This window comes from Pseudomonas viridiflava, assembly GCF_900184295.1.
Taxonomy (GTDB): Bacteria; Pseudomonadota; Gammaproteobacteria; order Pseudomonadales; family Pseudomonadaceae; genus Aquipseudomonas; species Aquipseudomonas viridiflava.
In genome coordinates, this window is the sequence record NZ_LT855380.1 from 2,983,002 (window position 1) to 3,006,146 (window position 23,145).

21 protein-coding genes are annotated in these 23,145 nt (G+C 60.3%); 10 read left to right on the forward strand and 11 right to left on the reverse strand.

The window, feature by feature from the left end:
• Nucleotides 1–64: 64 nt before the first annotated feature.
• The 5 genes from CFBP1590_RS13470 to CFBP1590_RS13490 form a co-directional block, all read right to left on the reverse strand.
• Nucleotides 65–868 (reverse strand): SDR family oxidoreductase, encoded by an 804-nt coding sequence (locus CFBP1590_RS13470; RefSeq protein WP_029242667.1) that lies wholly within the window; start codon nucleotides 866–868, stop codon nucleotides 65–67.
• Nucleotides 869–925: 57 nt separating this feature from the next.
• Entirely contained in the window at nucleotides 926–1,690 is a 765-nt protein-coding gene (locus tag CFBP1590_RS13475; protein WP_029242666.1) for an SDR family oxidoreductase, read from the reverse strand.
• A gap of 10 nt (nucleotides 1,691–1,700) precedes the next feature.
• Nucleotides 1,701–3,212 carry a sugar ABC transporter ATP-binding protein gene (locus CFBP1590_RS13480; protein WP_088235234.1) on the reverse strand — a complete coding sequence of 504 codons (1,512 nt, stop codon included), beginning with the start codon at nucleotides 3,210–3,212 and terminating at the stop codon, nucleotides 1,701–1,703.
• A 54-nt stretch (nucleotides 3,213–3,266) separates the two neighbouring features.
• Entirely contained in the window at nucleotides 3,267–4,199 is a 933-nt protein-coding gene (locus CFBP1590_RS13485; protein WP_004882246.1) for a sugar ABC transporter substrate-binding protein, read from the reverse strand.
• Between the two features lie 65 nt (nucleotides 4,200–4,264).
• Nucleotides 4,265–5,260 (reverse strand): ABC transporter permease, encoded by a 996-nt coding sequence (locus CFBP1590_RS13490; protein WP_004882249.1) that lies wholly within the window; start codon nucleotides 5,258–5,260, stop codon nucleotides 4,265–4,267.
• Nucleotides 5,261–5,535: 275 nt separating this feature from the next.
• Between CFBP1590_RS13490 and CFBP1590_RS13495 the strand changes: the two genes are divergently transcribed.
• The 6 genes from CFBP1590_RS13495 (at nucleotide 5,536) to CFBP1590_RS13520 (ending at nucleotide 10,926) form a co-directional block, all read left to right on the forward strand.
• Nucleotides 5,536–6,372 carry a transketolase gene (locus tag CFBP1590_RS13495; protein ID WP_088236412.1) on the forward strand — a complete coding sequence of 279 codons (837 nt, stop codon included), beginning with the start codon at nucleotides 5,536–5,538 and terminating at the stop codon, nucleotides 6,370–6,372.
• Nucleotides 6,362–7,318 (forward strand): transketolase family protein, encoded by a 957-nt coding sequence (locus CFBP1590_RS13500; protein ID WP_088235235.1) that lies wholly within the window; start codon nucleotides 6,362–6,364, stop codon nucleotides 7,316–7,318. Before CFBP1590_RS13495 ends, CFBP1590_RS13500 begins: the two co-directional genes overlap by 11 nt.
• A gap of 58 nt (nucleotides 7,319–7,376) precedes the next feature.
• Complete coding sequence (locus tag CFBP1590_RS13505; protein ID WP_088235236.1) at nucleotides 7,377–8,852, forward strand: FGGY family carbohydrate kinase; 1,476 nt, start codon at nucleotides 7,377–7,379, stop codon at nucleotides 8,850–8,852.
• 102 nt (nucleotides 8,853–8,954) lie between these two features.
• The gene (locus CFBP1590_RS13510) at nucleotides 8,955–9,380 is read left to right on the forward strand and encodes an HPF/RaiA family ribosome-associated protein (RefSeq protein WP_088235237.1); all 426 of its coding nucleotides are present in this window, start codon (nucleotides 8,955–8,957) and stop codon (nucleotides 9,378–9,380) included.
• Between the two features lie 9 nt (nucleotides 9,381–9,389).
• Nucleotides 9,390–10,565, forward strand: coding sequence for a baeRF3 domain-containing protein (locus CFBP1590_RS13515; RefSeq protein WP_088235238.1), 1,176 nt, complete (start codon nucleotides 9,390–9,392; stop codon nucleotides 10,563–10,565).
• Between the two features lie 82 nt (nucleotides 10,566–10,647).
• Complete coding sequence (locus CFBP1590_RS13520) at nucleotides 10,648–10,926, forward strand: hypothetical protein (RefSeq protein WP_004882265.1); 279 nt, start codon at nucleotides 10,648–10,650, stop codon at nucleotides 10,924–10,926.
• A 32-nt stretch (nucleotides 10,927–10,958) separates the two neighbouring features.
• Here CFBP1590_RS13520 and CFBP1590_RS13525 read toward each other — a convergent pair whose 3' ends face one another.
• From CFBP1590_RS13525 to CFBP1590_RS28515, 6 genes are all read right to left on the reverse strand, one after another.
• Nucleotides 10,959–12,560 (reverse strand): rhamnogalacturonan lyase B N-terminal domain-containing protein, encoded by a 1,602-nt coding sequence (locus tag CFBP1590_RS13525; protein ID WP_088235239.1) that lies wholly within the window; start codon nucleotides 12,558–12,560, stop codon nucleotides 10,959–10,961.
• A gap of 30 nt (nucleotides 12,561–12,590) precedes the next feature.
• The gene (locus CFBP1590_RS13530; RefSeq protein WP_231991869.1) at nucleotides 12,591–13,808 is read right to left on the reverse strand and encodes a pectate lyase family protein; all 1,218 of its coding nucleotides are present in this window, start codon (nucleotides 13,806–13,808) and stop codon (nucleotides 12,591–12,593) included.
• 124 nt (nucleotides 13,809–13,932) lie between these two features.
• A complete protein-coding gene (locus tag CFBP1590_RS13535) occupies nucleotides 13,933–15,120 on the reverse strand; it encodes an MFS transporter (protein WP_088235241.1) in 1,188 nt (395 codons plus the stop codon).
• Between the two features lie 136 nt (nucleotides 15,121–15,256).
• Nucleotides 15,257–16,264 (reverse strand): methyl-accepting chemotaxis protein, encoded by a 1,008-nt coding sequence (locus tag CFBP1590_RS28505; RefSeq protein ID WP_374729064.1) that lies wholly within the window; start codon nucleotides 16,262–16,264, stop codon nucleotides 15,257–15,259.
• Nucleotides 16,209–16,625 (reverse strand): cache domain-containing protein, encoded by a 417-nt coding sequence (locus tag CFBP1590_RS28510; RefSeq protein ID WP_374729050.1) that lies wholly within the window; start codon nucleotides 16,623–16,625, stop codon nucleotides 16,209–16,211. The genes CFBP1590_RS28505 and CFBP1590_RS28510 overlap by 56 nt, the downstream gene beginning before the upstream one ends.
• Nucleotides 16,622–17,143 (reverse strand): cache domain-containing protein, encoded by a 522-nt coding sequence (locus CFBP1590_RS28515; RefSeq protein WP_374729051.1) that lies wholly within the window; start codon nucleotides 17,141–17,143, stop codon nucleotides 16,622–16,624. Before CFBP1590_RS28515 ends, CFBP1590_RS28510 begins: the two co-directional genes overlap by 4 nt.
• A 721-nt stretch (nucleotides 17,144–17,864) precedes the next feature.
• Between CFBP1590_RS28515 and CFBP1590_RS13545 the strand changes: the two genes are divergently transcribed.
• The 4 genes from CFBP1590_RS13545 (at nucleotide 17,865) to CFBP1590_RS13560 (ending at nucleotide 23,125) form a co-directional block, all read left to right on the forward strand.
• Complete coding sequence (locus CFBP1590_RS13545) at nucleotides 17,865–20,312, forward strand: TonB-dependent receptor plug domain-containing protein (RefSeq protein WP_088235242.1); 2,448 nt, start codon at nucleotides 17,865–17,867, stop codon at nucleotides 20,310–20,312.
• Between the two features lie 62 nt (nucleotides 20,313–20,374).
• Nucleotides 20,375–21,361 (forward strand): amino acid ABC transporter permease, encoded by a 987-nt coding sequence (locus CFBP1590_RS13550; RefSeq protein WP_029242655.1) that lies wholly within the window; start codon nucleotides 20,375–20,377, stop codon nucleotides 21,359–21,361.
• Nucleotides 21,354–22,148 carry an amino acid ABC transporter ATP-binding protein gene (locus CFBP1590_RS13555; RefSeq protein ID WP_004882275.1) on the forward strand — a complete coding sequence of 265 codons (795 nt, stop codon included), beginning with the start codon at nucleotides 21,354–21,356 and terminating at the stop codon, nucleotides 22,146–22,148. Before CFBP1590_RS13550 ends, CFBP1590_RS13555 begins: the two co-directional genes overlap by 8 nt.
• Nucleotides 22,149–22,180: 32 nt before the next feature.
• A complete protein-coding gene (locus tag CFBP1590_RS13560; RefSeq protein ID WP_088235243.1) occupies nucleotides 22,181–23,125 on the forward strand; it encodes an ABC transporter substrate-binding protein in 945 nt (314 codons plus the stop codon).
• Nucleotides 23,126–23,145: the final 20 nt, after the last annotated feature.

A 23,145-nucleotide genomic window follows, 5' to 3' on the forward strand; every position in this document is an offset into this window, starting at 1 on the left:
ACTTAGCCAGTTTGCAGGCACTATGGTGCAGTTCGCCTCAAAGCAAAAGCAACCCTTTGCTTGATCAGGACATGATCAGACCGCCGTCGACGTTGATTGACTGGCCGGTAATGTAGGCGGCATCCGCAGAGGCCAGAAAGGTGACCAGTCCGGCAACGTCACGGGCAGTCCCGGCACGTTTCATCGGGATACCGGCGACCCATTCGGCCATCAGTTCGCCAGTGCCGTAGGTTTTATCGGGGGTGGACAGAATCTGCCCCCAGACCCGGTCGTTGTATTCCCACATCTCACTCTCGATGATGCCGGGGCAAAAGGCGTTCACCGTGATGCCGTGAGGCGCCAGCTCATGGGCCAGACTGTGGGTGATGCCGATCACGCCCATTTTGCTGGCGGCGTAGTGGGGCGTGTAGATGAAACCCTGACGACCCTGTCCGGAGCTGGTGTTGATCAGCCGACCACCACGCCCGCTGTTGATCATGTGTTTGGCGGCTTCGCGGCAACACAGCCAGACGCCGGTGGTGTTGACCTGCAGCACTCGGTCGAAATCGGCACGGGGCATGCGGTCGAAATGGTCGATGGTGATGATCCCGGCGTTCTGCACCGAGACGTCGACACGGCCGAAGCGAGCCTGTGCCTGGGCGTACAGGTCGATCACCTCCTGTTCATTGGTGACATCGGCCACCACCGGCAGTACCTGAGCGCCGGTCAGTTCGACGATTCGTCGGGCCGTTTCATTGATCCGGTCGGCGTTGGACACCATGACCAGGTTGGCGCCTTCTCGGGCGAAGCGTTCTGCAATGCCTTCACCGATGCCCCGGCATGCGCCGGTAATGACCACGGTGGCTGCGTGGAAGCGTTTACTGTTCAAGGTTGTGCTCCTTTGCGGGTGGATTCGGTTCGGGATGCCTGTTTCACGCGCCGCGGCTCACCAGCAGACGAATCCACCGTCCACGACCAGGTCGATGCCGGTGCAGAAAGACGCCGCCTGACTGGAGAGAAAGATGGCAGGCCCGACCATTTCATCGACCGTGGCCATGCGGCCCAGCGGCGTTGTTTCCTCGAAAATCTTCACCTGATCGGCGACCTCGGGCCGTGTATTCATGGGCGTGGCGGTATAGCCGGGGCTGATGCTGTTGACCCGCACACCGCGCTGCGCCCATTCCATCGCCAGGCTTTTGGACAGGTGGATAACCCCCGCTTTGGAAGTGTTGTAATGAGCCTGCAACAGGCCACGGTTGACGATGATCCCGGACATCGAGGCAATGTTGATGATCGACCCGCGCTGGCGCGGCAGCATCACACGAGCCTGCGCCTGACAGCTGAGCATGATGCCGGTCAGATTGACGTCGAGCATCTGCTGCCAGCGGCTCAACTCCAGTGTTTCCGCAGGCTGGGCGTTGGCGATCCCGGCGGCGTTGACCGCCAGGCTGAGCGCACCCAGGTCCTGTTCGGTGCGGGCAACTGCCGCTTCCAGCTCCTCGGGCGAGGTCACCGAGCCTTCCAGTGCCAGGGCTTTGCGGCCATGACGCTGAATGCCTTCTATAGTGCTGGACATGTCCCGACTGCCGGGGAGGTCGAAGCACGCGACGTTGGCGCCGGCTTCAGCCAGCCCGATCGCGATGGCCTGACCGATGCCGCTTCCGGCACCGGTGACGAAGGCGGTTTGTCCACTCAAATCAAACAGACGCATAAATCGGCTCCTAGGCTGTCGCCAGTTCCATCACTGCCACAGGCGTGGCGTTCTCTTTGTCCAGAATGCCCATCTGGCGGCCCCGGCTCATGACCATGACCCGGCTGGCCAGACCCAGCACCTCATCCAGGTCGGAACTCACCACAATCACGGCCATGCCGTTGGCGGCCAGTTCGGCGATCACCTCATAGATTGCCGCACGGGCACCGACGTCGATGCCTCGGGTCGGCTCATCGAGAATGAACACCTTGGGGTTACGGGCGAGCCACTTCGCGATGATCACTTTCTGCTGATTGCCGCCGGACAGGCAGGAAATCGTCTGTTCCGGCAGGCCTTTGACGCCCATCCGCGAGACGGCCCTCTGCGCGAATTCCCTCAAGCCGGACGGAGAAATCCATCCCTGGCCCGGGAGCAGGTCGGTATTGCCATAGATCAGGTTTTCTTCGATGGCGTGATCCACCACCACGCCTTGCTGCTTGCGATCTTCCGGCACCAGAACGATCCCGGCCTGGATTGCTTCGTGCGGTGACTCGAAGTTTTGAGGATGATTGTCGAGGATCAGCGTGCCGGTGATGTGCTCGGCCGCGCCCGCGATGGCCCGGACCAGTTCGGTCCTGCCAGCCCCGACGACGCCTGCGATACCGAACACCTCACCTTTGTAAACCGAGAAGTCTATATCGTGAAATTCCATTTCCCGGCACTTGAGGTCTTTGACCGTCAGCACGACCTCTGACTGGGCCGGCTTCATCACCGGGAAGATCCGGTCGACGCTACGGCCGACCATTTCCGCGACCAGTTGCCGGACCGGCACCTGCGCGGTGGCATGGACGGCGACCTGCCGACCATCGCGCAACACCAGTATCCGGTCTGCCACTCTGGCAATTTCTTCCATTCGGTGGCTGATATAGATGAACGACACACCTTCGGTTTTCAGCCGGTCGACCTGGGCGAAGAGCTTTTCGGTTTCTTCGCCGCCCAGTGCCGCCGTGGGCTCGTCGAGAATCAGCAGACTGGCCTTGAGGGTCAGCGCCTTGGCGATCTCGACCAGTTGCTGTGCCGCCACGCTCAAACCCGCAACCTTGCGGGTCGCCGAAACCTTCAGCCCTAGACGATCCAGCTGCTTTTGCGCTTCGGCTTCCATGAAGGCTCTGTCGACACGCCCGAAGCGAGTCGGCAGACGCCCCACGAACATGTTTTCGGCAATCGACAGTTCCGGCAACAGCCGGATTTCCTGATGGATGAGCCCGATACCTGAATCCAGCGCAGCACCGGGAGAGGCGGGCGCATAGGCTTCGCCTTGCCAGGTCATCGAACCGCCAGCCTCGGGCGGAACGAGACCGGCGATGATCGAAGACAGCGTGGATTTGCCCGCACCGTTCTCGCCGAGCAAGGCAAGCACTTCGCCCGGGTAGATATCGACGTCGATGTCAGCAAGCACCTCGATGGCCGCGTACTTCTTGCCGATATTGCGCAGGCTGAGCCTTGGTGCAGGCTGCGATTGATCTATTGCGGTGGCAGACATGGGCTCTCCCGGGCAGTGACTGGATGGTTCGGCACCTTGAGAGGTGCTGGCCAATCAAGGATGGTTGGCGATGAAAGGCGCCACGTTTTCCTTGGTCGTCAGAATCGCTTCCTGCAACTGTTCCTTGGGCACGGTCTTTCCTTCCTTCAGTGCGATGGCGGAGTCCAGCGCCAGACGGCCCATCTTCTGCGCCTGCTGGGTCATGGTGGCCGACAGCGTGCCATTGGCGACCGCCTTGAGGCCCGCAACATCACCGTCGAAGCCCACGATAGTCACCGGCTGCTCCAGATTGGCGACCTTGACCGCTTGGGCCGCGCCCAATGCCATGGCGTCGGCTCTGCCGAAGAACACGGTAATGTTCGGGTCGCGCTGGAGCATGTCCTGAGCGACGGCGAAACCACGGTCCTGTGCCCATTCGGCCGGTTGCTCGGCGACGACTTTCAGGTCGGGGAATTTCTTGAGGCCTTCGGAGAAGCCTTTGGCGCGATCGTTTTCAGGCGAGGTGCCGATCTGCCCCTGAAGAATGGCAACCCGGCCTTTGCCGCCGGTTACCTTGCCGACGTATTCGGCCAGCGTACGGGCGGCTGCGACGCTGTCGCTGGCGATGAAGGTGTCACCCGGCGCGTCGGGCGCGTTGCGATCCACCGCGATGACCGGGATACCCGCAGCCTTGGCCGCCTTGACCGGAACCCCGGCGGCGGTGGCGCCTGCCGGAATATAGATGAGGGCGTCGATCTTGCGCGTGATCAGGTCCTGAACCTGGCTCACCTGCGTGGCCGAGTTGCCTTGAGCATCGACCGTAATGACCTTGATGCCTTTTTCCTTGCCAGCGGCCTCGACCGACTGTTTGATCTGATTGAAAAAGTCAGCCTGCAGGTTGGCGACAGCCAGGCCGACGGTGAGGTTTTCAGCCCAGGCCTGGCCCGTTGTGGCAAGGGTGACAGCCGCGAACAGACTGCCCAGCAACAGCTTTTTTGGCGCGAACATAGCGGTTCTCCATTGTTTTTGTTGTGTACTGCGGTCAGGGAACAGAAATCGCAAAGCATTCAAAATCAACGTTGGTTGGCGCGGCGGCGCAGCGTGTCCAGCGTCACCGCCAAGGCGATCACTACGCCTATCACCACCTGTTGGACGAACGGCGAGACGCCCAGCAGGTTCAGGCCGTTGCGCAGCACACCGATGATCAGCACACCAACCAGCGTGCCGCCGATGCTGCCGACACCGCCACTGAGACTGGCGCCGCCAATGACCACGGCTGCGATGGCATCGAGCTCCAGCGTCAGCCCGGCGCTCGGTTGCGACGAATCAAGCCGCGCGGCCATGGCCACGGCTGCAAGTCCGGCCAGCGCGCCGCTCAACGCATAAATCCACAGGGTAATTTTCTTGACCTTGATGCCTGACAGGCGCGCCACTTCAGCGCTGCCGCCAATCGCATACAGGCTGCGGCCACCTGCCCGAAAGCGCAGGTAGACCCAGGCCACGGCCAGCATCACCAGAAACAGCGCGACGGTTGCGGACAGAAAGCCGAAGTGACGCTGAGTTGCGAGGCTGGTGAACCAGTCGGGAAAACCGACGATCTGGCGTCCGTCGGTGAGGATATTCGCCATCCCGCGTGCAACCGACATCATGGTCAGCGTCGCAATGAAGGCGGGCAGCCGGGCCTTGGCGATCAGCGTTCCAGAGATCAGACCGCACACCATGCCGCCCAGAATGGCCAGCGGTATGGCAAAGCCCATCGGCACGCCCACATCCTGATAAAGCCAGCCCAGCAACATCATGGAAAACGCCAGCACCGATCCGACCGACAGGTCGATCCCGCCGATGACGATCACCGCCGTCATGCCGATGGCAAGAATGCCCAGCACAGTGACCTGGTCGAGGATGTTGAGGGCGTTGCGGACCGAGAAGAAATATTCGGAAGTGAACGAAAACGCCAGGATCAAAAGCGCAAGCCCGATCAGCGGACCGCCTACGTTCTGAGGCAGGCGCAGTGCCAGGCGGGTGAGGGGTTTGGGTGGGATCGAGCCAATCGGGGCTTTTGCGTCCACGGGCTTCTCCTGGGTTTTGTTGTTGTTATTTGGCACGCCGGAATAATTATTCGTACGTGATTTTTAAATCAGACTCCTGCTGTGGCTCTTGGATGTCAAGTGCTTTCTTCGCTTTGAGGATGTGCGGCAGGTCGACCCAAAGGTCGACAGAAGGGATTGACGACGGAACGGATTAGGCTCTAAATACAAATATATTCTCATACATGAATAATTATTCGAGAATGACGCAGCCTCGATTTTCCGGTTTGCGTCCAGGTCACAACCAGGGGATCGAGATGAATCCATTCCGCTATGACGTACCGCAAATTCGCGCAACTGCCCAGGCGATCCGGCGCAGGATCATCAAGCTGAACGCCGAGTCGCCAGCCGGGGGACACACCGGGGCCGACCTGTCCGAGACCGATATCCTCGCGACGTTGTATTTCCGGTTGCTCAACGTGTCGCCCGCAACGCTCAGCGATCCGGACCGCGATATCTATATCCAGAGCAAGGGGCACGGTGTCGGCGGTCTTTACTGCTGCCTGGCAGAAGCGGGGTATTTCCCTGCCGAGTGGCTGGACACCTACCAGCACTTCGACTCACACCTGCCGGGGCATCCGGTGCGCCAGAAAACCCCAGGCATCGAATTGAATACCGGTGCTCTGGGGCACGGTTTGCCTGTGGCCTGTGGCATTGCCATTGCCGCCAAGAAGTCCGGCAGCTGCAAGCATGTCTTCGTACTGACTGGCGATGGCGAGCTGGGTGAAGGCTCCAACTGGGAGGCGGCATTGACGGCCGCCAAGTACCAACTGGATAACCTGATCGTGATCGTCGATCACAACCAGTTGCAGCTCGCCGGTCGAACTGCAGAGATTCTTCCCCTGGAGCCTTTGCCGGACAAATGGCGTGCCTTCGGTTTTCAGGTCAGCGAGTGCGATGGCAATGACGTCGCCCAGTTGGTCCAGACGCTGGAAGCCATGCTGCAGCAGTCCGGAGGCCCCAAGGTCCTGATTGCAAACACGGTGAAAGGCAAGGGCGTTTCGTTCATCGAGGACAAGCCCGAGTGGCATCACCGCGTACCCAAGGGTGACGAAATAGAAGCCGCATTGAAGGAGCTTGATCATGTCCACTGAACACACTGTAGCGCCAGAAGCGCATCTCGCTTCGGTCATGGTCGAGGCGTTCATCAATGCCGTGGATAACGGTGTCGACCTGATCCCGGTAGTCAGCGATTCGACATCGACCGCAAAGATCGGCCCGTTCATGAAGCGCTTTCCTGATCGCCTGGTAAACGTAGGCATTGCCGAGCAGACACTGGTGGGTGTTGCCGCAGGTCTGGGGCTGTCAGGAAAGGTCGCCGTCACCTGCAACGCCGCGCCGTTTCTGATCTCCCGGGCCAATGAACAGGTGAAGGTGGACGTCTGCTACAACCGCTCGAACGTCAAGATGTTCGGCCTCAACGCAGGCACCAGCTACGGCCCGCTCGCGAGCACCCACCACAGCATCGATGACATCTCGGTCATGCGTGGTTTCGGTAACGTGCAGATTTTTGCGCCAGCGGACGGCGAGGAATGCCGGCAGATCGTCGATTACGCCATTGGCTATGACGGCCCGGTTTACATCCGGTTGGACGGCAAGGCACTGCCTGCTTTGCATAAGGCCGATTACCGATTCGTGCCTGGCCAGGTCGATATCTTGAAAACGGGACACGACGTCAGCATTGTCGCGCTGGGTTCGGTCGTTCACGAAGCCGTTGACGCAGCGGTTCGTCTCGAAGAACTGGGGATCAGCGCGCAGGTCATTAATCTGTCCTCCATCCGCCCGCTACAGCGTGATGCCTTGCTCCAGGCCTTGTGCGCCACTCGCGCCGTGGTCTCGGTGGAAGAGCACAACGTCAATGGCGGTGCCGGCAGCATCGTGGCAGAAGTACTGGCTGAAGCGGGACTGGGCATTGCGCTGGTTCGGCTGGGCATTCAGGACGGCGAATACGCCTCGGCCGGTGGCCGTTCGCCGACACGTGCCAGGCATCAGATCGATGCGGCCGGGATTGTTGCGGCGGCGACGGCGCTGTTGCAATAAGCTGAACGGCTTGTCCGCTCATCAAGACACAAACAACAATAACAACAGGAAGCACGCGATGGCCTCCCTCGATCCCCTGATTCTGGCGCTGGACGAAGGCACCACCAATGCCAAGGCGATCCTTATCGATCGCAGCGGCAAAGTGGTTGCTCGCTCGTCGCAGCCACTGAGCGTTTCCCATCCCCGGCCCGGCTACGCGGAGCAGGATCCGACCGGGATCTGGCACGCCATGCTCGCGGCCATCGAACACTGCATCGCCCAGACCACAGCGCCACTTGCCGCCATCGCCATCAGCAACCAGCGCGAGTCGGTTCTGGCCTGGGACAGAAAAACCGGCCAGCCCGTTTCGCCGCTTGTGAGCTGGCAATGTCGCCGCTCCGATGACTTCTGCGAGCAACTGGCCCGGCAAGGCCACGCCGAACTGATCCGCTCAACCAGCGGGCTGGCTCTGGACCCGATGTTCTCAGCAGGAAAGATGCGCTGGATTCTCGATCAGTTGCCGGATGGACAGGCGAGGGCGGTGAACGGTGAGGTATGCCTGGGCACCGTGGACAGTTGGCTGCTCTGGCAGTTGACCGGTGGCAAGGTCTTCGCCACGGACGCCTCCAATGCAGCGCGCACGCAGCTGATGGACCTGCGTACCTGCCAGTGGAGCACTGCGTTGACGGAGGTTTTCAATATTCCGCTGGCGGCATTGCCTGACATCCGCCCGAGCGCGGGCCTGTTTGGTGAGACAACAGCGCATGGGTCGCTTCCTGCAGGTATCGCGATCATGTCGATGATCGGGGACTCCCATGCGGCGCTCTTCGGTCAGGGCGGATTTACGCCGGGCCTGGTGAAAGCCACGCTGGGCACGGGCTCGTCGCTCATGACGCCCATGGCCCGACAGGTGGGCTCAAGTGCAGGTCTGGCCACAACCGTTGCCTGGCACACCGAGGCGCCAACGTATGCGCTGGAAGGGAACATCGTGCATACCGGCGGTGCAGTGAGCTGGGCCGCACGCTTGCTGGGTGCGGCGGACGACATTGACGCACTGGCGGCCGAGGCGGCAGCGTTGCCGGATAACGGCGGTGTGTATTTCGTTCCGGCGCTCGGCGGCCTGGGTGCGCCTCACTGGAACTCGCAGGCTCGCGGGCTGATTTGCGGACTGACTGAAGCCTCCAGCCGGGCACACATTCTGCGCGCCACTCTGGAAGCCATTGCCTACCAGATTCGCGATGTTTTCGACGCGATGGAACAGGACAGTCCCGACCCGCTGGGCGAACTCTGGGTCGATGGCGGCGCCACGCGCAACGAGTGGCTGATGCAATTTCAGGCGGACCTGTTGCAACGCCCGGTTATCCGCAGCCTGTCTCCTGAGGTCTCCGCCATCGGCGCAGCGCATCTCGCAGGTTTCGCGCTTCGCTGGTGGCCGGATGAAGACGCGCTGGCAAGCCTTGAACGTCCTCGTCAGCGCTACGAGCCCAGGCGCAATGCAGTGCCTGAACTCTATGAACACTGGCAGCAGGCGTTGAAGCGCACCATCATGTCCTGAGCACTGCCGACTTACCGGTTATCCATTTTCAGGAACCGATCGGCTGCCTGATATTTCTACTGGCACAGGCGCAGTGGGGCGCCGGTGTCGGAGGATAATCACATGCAAGTACAGGTGGACAGTAATCACATCGAAGGCAGCGCAGAGCTGCAGGAGTGGGTCGGCAGCACAGTCGGTGACGAACTGGAGCGCTATAGCGATCTGCTGACCCGGATCGAGATTCACGTAGGCGACGTCAACGCACAGAAAGCCGGAGCCCAGGACAAGCGCTGCCAGATAGAGGCGCGACCCAAGGGGCATACGCCGCTTTCCGTCACCCACAAGGCGGACAGTCTGGATCTGGCTGTTGCTGGCGCTTCGCGCAAAATGAGCCATGCGCTGGAACACCTTGTGGGCAAGCTGTCTACGAAAGTCGAGTCAACCGGGCATCTGACCGCTCCGGTTGTGCATGAGGACTCGGCCGCCGAGATCGATGCCATGCTGGAAGACGAGTTCCTCGCGAAACAGTCTCGTCTTGCCAAAGACTAGGAGGTCGTCATGGTTCAGATTCAACCCTTTACCCGGCAGACCCTGGACACGCTTCTGGAATTGGCGGGACGTCCCAATCTCAGTGTGTACATGCCAACGCATCGAACCTTTCCGCAGCGTAATCAGGATCCGATTCGGCTGAAGAATCTGATCAAGGAGCTGGAAACCCTGCTGGAGCGGCACTACCCGCAGATAGCCAAGCAGGCATTGATCACCCCGTTCCAGGCGCTGATCGACGATCAGACTTTCTGGAACGCCTGCCCTGAAGGCATCGCAATTTTTGGCGGCCTTGAACATTTCATGGTGGTGGGCCTGCACAAGGCGGTGGCTGAAACCGCCGTGGTCAACAGCCATCCCTACCTGAAACCCCTGTTGCGGCTAGCGCCGATGACCGACCGCTATCAGGCCCTTTGTCTGTCGCGCGACAGCGTGCGTGTCTACGAAGGATCGATGCAGAGCCTGCAGGAAATCAGTCTGCCGGAGGCGGTACCGACGAATCAGATCGAGGCGTTGGGCGACGACCTGACCCCTCGTGATCAGCGAGGTCATCCGGACGGCTTCAGCGGTGGTGGAGAACGTGGCGATCCGATGATGCATGAGTCGGGCGGCAGCGGTAAGCAGGAGGAAATCAACCTCGACCGGGAACGGTTTTTCCGCATCGTCGACCGCAAGATCACCGAACACTGTTCGCGTGTCTCGAAACTGCCGCTTGTTTTGGTAGCACTGCCTGAAAATCAGGCGGTATTCAGGGCGCAAAGTCGCAACCCGTTTTTGCTGCCCGAGGGCGTCGAGCAGGATCCCGCGACCCTTACCGCGACGCAGTTGACGTCCGCTTGTGGAGAACTCATCGGCGTGCGACACGATGACAGGCTCAATCAGGCCTTGGGGCGTTACGAAAAAGCCGTGGGACAGCGGCTGAACGCAAACGAATTGCCGGACATCGCCCGGGCCGCCACCGAGGGCAGGGTGGCCCTGCTGCTGGTCGAAGCCGAACGCACGGTGAATGGCGTGATGGACGGGATGAGTGGCGAACTTGCGATTCGGAGCGACGACGATCCCGGTTCGGATGACGTACTGGACGAAATGATTCTGGCCGTCATGCAGCATGGCGGGGAGGTGATCGTCCTCCCGCCTGAGCGCTCGATGCCCAGTGAGACGGGCGCTGCGGCTGTTTATCGCTACTGACCTTCAACGGACCGCGGGTTCATGCCCCGTGGTCCCTATTTTCACTTCCCGGCCGATAAAAACAGGCTCAGGAGGCGCAACCATGACCAGAAACGACAAGCAGATGGAACTCAAGGCATGGCACCTGTTACTGGAAGACGATACCTATCGCCTGGATCTTCCCGACGACTTTTATCAGACCCTCATCCGTCGGGCGGACGAGCTGGTGCTGCGCGAGGTGATCACCCTGCAGGAGTGGCAGCGCTTGAAAGACACTGCCGATGCCGTTTATGAAAAAACACTACAGAGTCTATCGACCCTGCAACGTGATCGTCTGGACACCGTTTCGATTGATCTGTGTATCTCATCGGAGAAGCCATGAACGATCAAGGCAAATGCTTGCGGTTACTGGTTTTATTCAACCAGTTGCACGCTGTCATAGACAAAGCCCGGACTCAGAAAGCCCGTGCCGGACTTGCCGGAGGCAACGCCGATCTCCAACGAGTTTGAACCCGCGTGCAGCGCAGACGCCGGAATGTCGAATTCGAACGGGACGTTGTTGCCACGCCAGGTTCCACGGGTGATCCCACGGCTGTCGGGCTGCACCGACGCAGCAGGCACCGGCGCATGCCAGCTGCCGTTGACACTCAGTTGCGGACGTCCGCTAGCCTGAGCCAGTGATATGAGCACACGCAGCCGATAATCGTGCAGTTCGTTGGCGCCCAGCACAAAGTCGATCCGGGTCGGACTGTTGATGTCGCGCCATTGTGCGGCAGGGAAGTCGGCAAGGGTGCTTGTTCCGACCGTGTACTTCCCAGTGGTCCAGGGTGCCATCCGCGCGTCGGACGGATGAGCCGATGGCAGAAGTCCCGCGTTACGAAAGCCTGCGGGCGTTCCATCGGGCAGGCCAATCTGCCATTTCACTCGGCCCGAAGGCGGCTCGGCGTGCAAACTGGTTTGTGTGACGCGGCCAGCTGAAACGTCTACCGTGCTGTGTGCGATGTCCAGTTCGTTCTGGTAAAGCGTCGATCGATAGCGGCCCGGACGAACATCGGCTAGACGGAAATCACCTGTTGTGGAGGTTCGAGCCCAATACTCTGCCGTGTCATTACTCAGGCCGACCACAAGTGACGTGCCTTGGACAGTTCCCGAGGCATGGCCTGACACCGAACCTCGCTCAGCGCTGCTCAGAAACCCTGCAAGCCCCAGCGTGCCGTTCAGAAAATCCAGGTTGGTCAGCACGGCCGACGGTGCTTCTCCCTGGGTAAACAGCAGACCATACGCACCGTGCAGACCGCCCCGGTAAGCTTCGGTCTGGGTATGGTTGGAAAACATGTAGTTGTACAACTCGTGAGTCTTTACGGTTTTCTGGGTGGCGATGTCCTTGAAAAAAAGACCTCCCGAACTGAGCTCGCGATTGCCCATGAGCATATAAACAGCCACGCCCGGTCCTTTCACGCCGTGAATGGGGTCATCGATCATGGGCTGTGCCGAATAGAACTTGGAACTGGTGCGCCCGTCCGGCAGCAAGAACACATCCTTGCCTTCAATCGCTGTGCCGACGTTGGAATCGGTTCCGTGATCGGCCTTGGGCAGCTTATCGACATCGAGGCGCGCAACAAATCGCAACTCGCCAACCGGCAGCAAAGTGGGCGCGTACGTCGCCATGTAAATCGCATCGCGACCTTTCACCGCCATGTAGTACTGCGTCAGGTCGCCCGCGTGGGCGCTGATCACGACCACATCGCCGACGGTCCTGACATCCACCTGCGCCGCACCCAGGCCTGATGCAATCTGCGACGCTTTGGGCTCGCGGGTCTGTAATTCCTGACCCCGGTAGCGCATGGACACCAGATCGCCGTTGCGCTCGTCCACGCTGAAGACCAACTGACTACCGGTGTCCACGACAATCCGCGGCGAGGTTCGAACGAACCCGAAGGATGCGCTCTGTGCCTCGCCGGCAAGACCGACCAGACAGCAAAAAGCGCTGCACAGCATCCAGATCAAACGTTGCATCAGGCGTACTCTCGGCATTTGGAATCGAAATCAGTCCTTGCCCGCACCGGCGTGCAGAGGCACTTGCGCCAATGCCCTCTCGGCAGGCAAGGGCGTCACGAGGTATTGACGGTAGGGCGCGAACGCTTCAAGCACCGCGTCGTCTTGCGGGCGATAGTCGTCGCCGCTCAGTTGTTGCAGGTTGGCGGCGCATGCTCTGCCAAGGGTGCGCTGGCATTCGTCATCGACAGACGCAGCGGCAGCCGTCGAGAACAGGGCAAACCCGGTGCCCGGCTGCTGGGTATCGTTGAACATCGGGTGTGTCACACTTTCGAAGCCGTTCGCTTCGACCAGCAATTGCGAGGAGGGCGTGCGCGACATGATTGCGCCCTGATAGGTCATGCGAGCAAACACGTTGTTGACCAACTGAGCGATGACCGCAGCATCGTGCATGCCCCCCGCATGTGGCGCGCGGCCTGAGGTGTCATGCACGTAGTTGCGGGCCAGCGTCAACGTGTCATGGCTGCCGAGGAACAGCCACACCCAGTAATGATGGCCGTCGCAGGTCGAGGACCAGGGCGTACGGCCGTCGAATTCGTTATCGGAAATCGTCACATGGGACGCCGCGCCGAAACCGGTCACGATCATCTGCCTGCCGATGCGCGCGAAGGTGTTGTGGTTGATCCAGACGCCGTCTGCGTCGTCGATGGTCAGCGCATCGCCGCCCCAGACTACCTGCGCATTGATGTCGGACAAGGTGAGGTTGCGAACGATGACGTTGTGGACACCGCTACCGATGAACAGGCCCATCCCCTGAATGCCTGCCTGTTTTCCCACGCCTTCCAACGTCTTGTTGGAACCGATCTTCAAACGCTGCAACCCGGCGTTGTCATAGGTCACGGAGGCAGGCGGCCTGGACTGGCAGAAGTTGTTTGCCCCGTTGAGCGCCAGTTGCGATCCACCCTTGGGACAGGCCTTGACCATGCAGCCGGTCTCCGTGGTGGTAGCACTGCCGTTTGCCACAACGCTGCCACGAAAATCGAACGTGTGGTCCAGCACTACTACGCGTGGTGTGGCGTCTGTGCAATGACCACGATGATCGTACATGCTGCACAACGCCTGCTTGAGTTCATCAAGCGTCGCAGGATGCACAGCGGCAGCACTTCCGCCCCCCGTGACATCTTTTGCAAAACCGTCGGGATGCTCGGCAGCCTGCAACAGCGAAGGTGTGACGAGAACGGCGCAACACAAGGCCATACCCTGCAGCATCGATCTACGCAAAAGAATGTCCTCACAGGCAGCAAACGAATCGTTGAAGGCCGATCATCCGACATTCAACGATTCGCTGGCGTGTAGATCGACGCTTCTTAAGCTGCTGTTCAGCCGCCCGTGTCTATTCATCACCCTTCATGCGTCGCGCCATCAGGTAGATACCCAGGCCCGCCAGCGCACAGCCCGCGCCGATATAACCCGTGCTGGTCCAGCCAAGCCCCGCGGTGATCGCCATGCCGCCGAACCAAGGACCCAATGCATTGGCCAGGTTGAACGCAGCATGGTTGGAGGCGGCAGCGAGACTCGGCGCTTCGTGGGCGATGTCCATCAGGCGAATCTGCAGCGGTGCGGCCAGCGCGACCATGGTGCCGACCAGCGCGATGCCGAGCAGTACGCCCCACAGCGAACCGGCGGCGAACGGGAAGAACAGCAGGACCGCCATCGACCAGATCAGCAGCACGCCAACAGCCTTGAACTGCATGCGGTCGAACAGCTTGCCACCTGCGACGTTGCCGATGATGCCGCCCACACCGAAGGCCGCCAGCCCGAAAGGAATCCACTGTGGTGAGACGCGCGTCACTTCGAGCATGGTCGGTGCCAGATAGCTGAACACGCAGAACATCCCGGCAAAGCCTACGGCACCGATGGCCAGCGCCATCCACACCTGCGGCTTGGTGAAAGCACCCAGTTCCTTGCGCGGATCGCTGCGCGGCTCGTCATGACGGTCCGGTACGAATTGCCAGACCAGTGCGATGGTGCAGAGGGCAATCAGGCCCACCAGCGCGAACGCCGAACGCCAGCCGAAGAACTGGCCAAGAAACGTTGCGATCGGATTGCCCAGCAACATCGCCAGGGTCAGTCCCATCATCACCCGCGCCACCGCGCCGGCACGCTGATTGTCCGGCACCATGCTCGACGCCACCACCGCAGCGATACCGAAGTAGGCTCCGTGAGGCAGGCCGCTGATGAAACGAAAGGCCACCAGACTGCCAAAGGTCGGCGTGAAGGCCGTGGCCACGTTGCCAATCGCGTAGAGCGCCATCAGCAACAACAGCATGTGTTTGCGCAACAGTTTGGCGCCGAGGATCGTCAGCAGCGGGGCGCCCACCATCACGCCAAGCGCGTAGGCACTGATGGCATGACCGACCTGAGGTTCGCTCAGGTGCAGATTATTGGCGATGTCAGGCATCAGGCCCATGATTGCGAACTCGCCCGTACCGATGGCGAAGCTGCCTACGGCCATGGCCGCTTCCATTTTGCCAGCGGCGCGCGCGGGCAGAACGTGCCCGTTTTTTTGCTGAATCGACATGCGTCGCTCCGTTTTTAAGGATTACCAAACCAAAAACGCCGATGGCATGCGCGCATCGGCGAAGGGTTCTAGAACAGCGATTGCCGAGAGAGTTCCGGCCAAGTCAGCGGCGCATTGCGAAAGGCGCGGTTCGATGTCAGATGCGGAAGCTTCCCACAAGTTGTGTCCGACGGGCCGACTGTCGTTCCAGATCAGTACAGGCGCGCAGCGTTGCGTTGAGGTTTTCCACGCCTTCCTGGTTCAGGGTATTGATCTGGGTGATGTCAACGTTGATGGCTTCCACCACTGAGGTCTGTTCTTCGGTCGCTGTGGCCACCGATTGGTTCATGCCGTCGATTTCACCGATGCGCACACTGACGCTCTCAAGACTGGCAACGGCCTGATTGGCGATGCCGACCGTCTCGATGCTTTCACGCTGGCTGTCGGTCATGATTGCAACCGCTTCCCGAGCGCCGGACTGCAATTGCTCGATCATTTCCTGCACCTGACTGGCAGACTCCTGGGTGCGATGGGCCAGGCTGCGCACTTCATCTGCGACCACGGCAAAGCCTCGTCCTGCCTCGCCGGCGCGCGCGGCTTCAATTGCGGCGTTCAGGGCCAGCAGATTGGTCTGTTGAGAGATGCCGGTGATCACTTCCAGAATCTGACCGATGTTGGCCGTTTTCGTGTTGAGTGCTTCTATCTCGTCACTGGCACCACTGATCCGCGACGACAGGCGGTTCATTGCAGCGATGTTCTTGCCCACCACTTCCTGTCCATTGGAGGCGAGGGTACGGGCATCGCTCGAATGGCCCGAGGCCCGTGCGGCATTCTGTGCGATTTCCTGGGCGGCCGCGCCCAGTTCGTTAATGGCCGCCGCCACGCTGCTGGTGCGATTGGCTTGCTGATCGGAGTTGAGCATGGAGGAGTTCGATGCGCTCACGACCCTCAGTGCGACTTCGTTGAGCTGGGTTGTGGAAGACGCGACCTCACGCATGGAGTCGTGAATACGCTCCACAAACAGATTGAAACCATTGCCCAGGTAGCCGAACTCGTCCTGGCTCTGAATGACCAGACGCTTGGTCAAGTCGCCTTCGCCTGCGGCGATGTCATGCATGGCACGGCCCATCAGGTTCAGCGGGCGCATCAGCACACTCAGCAGCATCCCGAGAAGACCGATGATCAGCACCACAGCGATGACCGTGGCCACGATTGCCGAGTTTCGGAACTCGCTCAGCGCAGCATACGCTTTGCTTTTGCATCGCCACGCCGACATACCAGTCGACCGAGGGCAGCCCGTTCACGTGAGCAAACGTCAGAATCTGGTTCTTGCCGGCGAATTCGCTTTCACTGAGTTCCTGCGACAGTCCGGGTGTGCTGACCGGATAGACTTCAGCCAGCGTTTTCATGGCCAGTGAAGCGTCAGGGTGGACCAGAATGCGACCATTGGCATCGACCAGAAATGCGTAGCCATCGTTGTGCAGGCGCAGCGAACTGATCATTTTTACCAGAGTTTCCAGGCTCAAATCTCCACCGACGACGCCTGACACTCCCGACGCGGATTTGACAGGTTTGCAATGGTGACGATCAGGCCCTTGGTGACCGCATCGAGATAGGGTTCGGTGAGCGTCGTCTTGCCCGCTGCGATGGCGCCGGTGTACCAGGGCCGGGTTCTGGGATCATAGTCACCCGGCATATCGTCAGGAGGCTGGGTGCTGAAAGAACCGTCTTTCTTGCCCACGTAAATGCTCATGAATGTAGAAAGCAGAGTCGGCTGGCCAAGGGCAATATTCTGCGCCTCGCTCGATTGAGGAACGGCTGCATTCTCCGCGAGATTTTCCACCAGCAGGATCCGCCCTGAAAGCCAGTTGCGGATGTTGCCCGCCGTGCTGTCACCTGTCTGGTTCAGGTTTTCTTTCAATTGCGCGCGCAGAGCATTGCGTTGCAGGTAGTCGTTGTAAAACGTGAACGATGTGAACGCCGCGATGACGATGAGGGAGGCAGCCAACAGAATCTTGTGGCTGAATTTCAGGGTTCTGGTCATGCGAATACGAGCCTTTGAAGTGTCTAGCGCGGTGGTTTTATGTTGCCGGGTCACTTCGGCGCTTATCGGCGGCTACCCTGATTAATAAATGCCGCTCGTCATATAGCTGTCCCGGAACCGACATATGACGCACATCTGTTACTCGCGATCGGCCGTTGTAACCGCCTTCCGATACCCAAGACAAATGCAGAAAATATAATATTAATATGCATATATGATAAATATTAATAATATTAGCTTATGCATAAATAGAATTATATTTTCAGTATTCATTCCGTTATGTTGCAGTTCTACGGCCTACCCCTTACCCCGGATGGTACCAATCGCGATCAAGAATCTGCGCACCATGCCGCAGAACGCAGCCACGGCCAACCGCCAAAAACTGCGCGGCATGACAGGGTGATCACCGCTGATCCCTGTAGCAGAGTCGTTGGAAGGGAGTTCGACGTATGTTGCTTTTCCACCCTCGTCATTCGCTGTTCATGTTCAGCGCTACCAGTCCTGTGCGTCCTGCACCCATCTTGCTGTTTTCCGGCGCTCCGCCTCCTGCATAGCTTCGACGGCTGAGCACCTCAGGCTGTCGTGCGCGTTGCGCGTGTACGCGGCAAAGGACGTCCTCCACCAAGCAACTTTATAGAGAGCGCTGTTCAGGTGACGGCGCAAGTACCTGACCGCGCGAGCTGGAAGCATGGCCGATGATGACGGCCATTCTGGAGTGGACATGAAACGAGTCATACAACACGCCCGAAGCCGGGTCTCGCTCATAGGGTTCAGCCCCTTGGCCGTCGCCATCGGCGGCGCACTGCTGTCAGACGGTAGTCAGGCCCAAGGTGCGCCCGCCAGCGAAAACAGCACGCTGTCGGCGGTCGTCGTGACCGGCAATCGCGGCGCCGGGCAACGCACGGTGACCAGCAGCGCAGTGCCCATAGATGTGGTCAGTGCCCGGCAATTGCAGAGCACCGGCAAGCCCGGATTGATGGAAGCCTTGAGCGCGGTGATTCCGTCGCTGACCCTGCCGGAAAAAACCGGCTGGGACGCCAGTGGCATTGCCCGCGCGCCGAACCTGCGCGGGTTGAGTGCCGCCGAAGTGCTGGTATTGGTCAATGGCAAACGCCGCCATACCAGCGCGACCCTGAACATCAACGGGATCAACACCGGCGCTGCGCCTGCCGATCTGGACTTCATTCCTATCAGCGCCATCGACCATGTCGAAGTGCTGCGCGATGGCGCTGCGGCCCAATACGGCTCGGACGCTATCGCCGGGGTGATCAATGTGATTTTAAAGGCCGACACCAGCGGAACGTCGGTAACCAACGCCGGTATCGGCTATGACGGCAAAAAACAGACCGTTCAGCAGAGCCTGAACAAGGGCTTCGAGATCGGCGAGGGTGGCATCGTGCAACTGGCACTGGACGCCCGCAGCCAGAACGATGACAACAAGGCGTCCTCCAACGGTTACACCGAACAGCAGGCACTTGGCCAGGCGGGCAAGAGCACCTACGGCGGCTATGGCACACCCAAGACCAACCTGCTGACCCTGGGCTACAACGCCGAACTGCCAGTCGATGACAGCCTGAGCCTGTATTCCTTCACCACCTATTCGCACCGCAAGGGCGAACAGGGTCAGAATTTTCGTCTGCCGACCATCACCAATACCATTACGACCGGCCCGAACGGTTATCCCGCCGGCTATGCGCCGACCTGGTACATCGAAGAGGACGATTTTCAGGCGGCATTTGGCGGCAAGGGAACCCTGGGTGAGTGGGACTGGGACCTGTCCAGCACCTATGGCCGTAACGAGGCGGAGCAGGGCACTTGGCACAACCAGAATCCCTCATTGGGCGAGGCGACGCCCAACAGCTTCACCTCAGGCACCTGGATTGCCAGCGAGCTGACCACCAATCTGGATTTCAAGCGCGGTTTCGACATCGGCCTGCAGAAACCGCTGGACCTGTCCTACGGCTTCGAGCATCGGCGCGAGACTTATGAGGTGCAAGAGGGCGACTGGGCTTCCTACGCCGACGGCGGTTATTGCGTTGCGCCAGGCAATTGCGCGTCGTCGGGGGCGCAGGTCACCAATGGCATTTCCCCTGACGAAGCCAGCAGCACCTCGCGCAATAGCGTCGCCGGTTATGTCGACGCGGGATTCAATCCGTTGCCTGAGTGGTATCTGGGCACGGCGCTGCGGTACGAGCATTACAACCAGGGCGTCGGTGGTACACGCAGCGGCAAGCTCACCACCCGCTATGATTTCACCCCGCAATTTGCCGTGCGCGCCACGGTAAGCAACGGATTTCGTGCGCCGTCGCTGGCCAACAGCCTGTTCAGCGCTCGCTCGACCACTTACGGCATCGTCGACGGCACTTACCAGTCGATCAACTACGGCGTTCTGCCCGTCGGATCGGGCGCAGCAAAAGCGCTCGGCGCACAGTACCTCAAGCCCGAGCGGTCCACCAACTTCAGCCTGGGTTTCACCCTGGCGCCGACAGAGCGCCTGAGCCTGACGGCCGATGCCTACGTGATCAACCTGCGTGATCGCATCACCCTGACCGGAACCTTGCTGGGTGATGAAGTGACCCAGGTGCTGCTCAACAACGGCATCAACTCAACCTCCGGCGGCCAGTATTTCATCAACGGCGCCGACACCCGCACCAAAGGCGTGGATCTGGTCGGCAACTACCGTCAGGACCTCGGCCGGTACGGCTCTTTGAAGTGGACGGCTGCCTTCAACTGGAATCAGACGCAGATTCTCAACTACAAGGAGTCCACGTCGATCCTGGGCACCTCCTACGAGTTGATGGACCGTGAGGCGCGCAACCTGATTACGGGCGTTCAGCCCAAGACCAAGTTGATTCTGGGCGGCGACTGGCGCATCGAACGCTTCAACCTGAATCTGGCCCTGACACGCTATGGCGCCTACAAGGAGGTCAACGCCTCCAGCGACCGCTCGCTGGACCGTGTCTATGCCGCCAAATGGATCACCGACCTGGACCTGGGCTACGACCTCACCAAAACCCTGAACGTGGCCATCGGTGCCAAGAACCTGTTCGACATCTATCCCAAAAAGCAGGGTGTGCCCAGCAGCACCATGGTCAGCAGTTACGGCACCTATTCGCCCTTCGGCTTCACGGGTGGTTACTACTACACCCGCCTGAGCTATGCGTTCTGAATCGCCCCAGACCCACACCCCAAACAACAGCCTGATATGTACATGCGTGCGAGGAACCGTCCATGCCTATAGTCGCCAAACCCTTTGACCTCATCGATGACGCGGGTCATTACCCGATACCAAAGCGCCAGGCCAGACCGGCAGCCAGACCTGAAACCATAAAGGCCCTGAGGGTGGTCCCGTCCCGTCATCCCTGGCGATGGGCCGGGTCGATATTTGCGGCCATGGTGCTGCTGGCCATCGGTCATTCGCTGGCGAGCAACCCACGCTGGGAGTGGGGCGTTTTCGGTCAGTGGTTCTTCTCGCCGTCGGTATTGCGCGGCCTGGCACAGACGCTTTTATTGACCCTCTTAAGTACGGTTTTCAGCATTCTGCTCGGGACGGGGCTGGCGCTGGCGCGCCTCTCTGGCTCTCCGTTGCTGGCAGCGCTAGCGTGGGGCTACATCTGGTTCTTTCGCTCCATGCCTGCGCTGCTGGTGTTGATCATCCTCTACAACTTCGCCTACCTGTACGACCACATCGTGATCGGCGTGCCGTTCACTGATCTGGTGATCGCCCAATGGTCGACGGTCGACGTGCTCAGCCAGTTCACTGTTGCGGTGCTGGGGCTGAGCCTGATGCAGGCGGCTTACACGGCTGAAATCATTCGCGGCGGCCTGATCGGCGTCGATGCCGGCCAGCATGAAGCGGCAGCGGCATTGGGGCTGCCCGCGTCCCGCCGGGTCCTGCGCATCATCCTGCCTCAGGCGCTGCGCTCGATTCTGCCGTCCGGTTTCAACGAAATCATTGGGCTGGTCAAAGGTACCTCCATTGTCTACGTCCTGGCGCTGCCGGAACTGTTCTACACCGTGCAGGTGATCTACAACCGCACCCAGGCGGTGATTCCGCTGCTGATCGTCGCAACAGTCTGGTACCTGATCATTACCACTGTCCTCACCAGCGCGCAGTATTACGTCGAGCGCTATTTCGCCCGGGGCACGGCTCGCGTTTTACCGCCCACGCCGCTGCAACGAGTGCGTCGCTGGCTCAAGGAGAGCGCCCATGACTGAAGCCGTGAGCGTCACTCCGAACCTGCGGGCCGGACGCATCGAGATTCAAGGCGTCGGCAAGCGCTTTGGCAGTCAGCAGGTGCTCAAGGACATCGACCTGAGCATCGAACCTGGCCAGGTCACGGTGATTCTCGGACCGTCAGGCTCCGGGAAGTCAACGCTGCTGCGCACCATCAACCATCTGGAGAAAGTCGACAGCGGCCATATCACCATCGACGGTGAGTACGTTGGCTACCGGCGCAAGGGCGATCTGCTGTACGAACTCAAGGAGCGTGAGATTCTCAAGCGCCGCATTGACGTCGGTTTCGTGTTTCAGAACTTCAACCTGTTTGCGCACCTCACGGTCTGGGAAAACATCGCCGAGGCACCGCTGGCCCATCAGCGCTGGAACAAGGCCGAGGCCAAAACCAACGCGTTGGCGTTGCTGAAAAAAGTCGGGCTGGCCGACAAGCTCGATGCCTATCCACGCCAGCTTTCCGGAGGGCAGCAGCAACGGGTTGCGATTGCCCGTGCGCTGGCCCTCGACCCCAAGGTGCTGCTGTTCGATGAACCCACCTCGGCGCTTGATCCCGAGCTGGTCGGCGAGGTGCTGGACGTGATCAAGGGCCTGACCCGCCTGGGCGTCACGCTGGTGATCGTGACCCACGAAATCGGTTTCGCCAGAGAAGTGGCCGATCACGTGGTGTTTCTCTGCGACGGTCAGTTGATCGAACAGGGCCCCCCGGAACAGGTTTTTCTGCGTCCCCGCCATCCACGTACCGCTGCCTTTCTGGGCAAGGTGCTGTGAACCCGTTTGCCTTATCGAAGGAGTGATAGCCCATGTTAGTGAATACCGTCCGAGTGGCCGTGCTGGCACTCGCCGTCAGCGCGGGTTTGCCCGCATTTGCAGCGCAGGAGGATGCTTCCGGCGCACCGAAGTTCGACCTGAGCCCTGACCAGCCGCGCATCCACGCACCGCGCAACGAAGCGGCCATTGCGCAGATCCCGCAAGGTTTCAAGTTCGCCCAGCCCGGCAAGTTCACAGTGGCCGTCTCGGGCACTGCGGGGCCGCCGTTGGCACTGCTGGCCAATGATGACAAGACCACCATCGGCAGTGAAGCCGACACCGCGCAACTGGTGGCCGACAGCCTGGGCCTGCAGTTGAATGTGGTGCAGACCAGTTGGGAGGACTGGCCGCTGGGTGTCAGCTCAGGCAAATACGATGCGGTCATCAGCAACGTCACCGTGACCGAAGCGCGCAAGAAGCGCTTTGACTTCGCGACGTATCGTCAGGACGTGCTGGGCTTTTACGTCAAAAGCACCAGCCCGATCACCGAGATCAAGGAGGCCAAAGACATAGCCGGCCTGAAGATCATCGTCGGTTCGGGCACCAATCAGGAAAAGGTCCTGCTGGCCTGGAACGAAGCCAACGAAAAGGCCGGCATTGCGCCCGCGATCCTGCAGTACTTCGACGATAAGGCCGCCGCGCAATTGGCCGTACAGTCCCGACGCAGCGATGCGCTGTTCGGTCCCAACTCGATCTATGCCTACTCAGCGGCGATCACCGGCGGCATCAAGCGCGTCGGCGTGGTCAATGGCGGCTGGCCGCTGAAAGCCGACATCGCCGTGACCACCCGCAAGGACAACGGGCTGGTTCGACCGATCAATACAGCATTGGAGGGCGCGATTGCCGGAGGCCAATACGATCAGGTCCTCAAGCGCTGGGGCCTGGATGTGGAGCGCATCGACACATCGCTGATCAACCCGCCCGGTCTTCCGGACTGACATCTATCAGGGAGCAATAA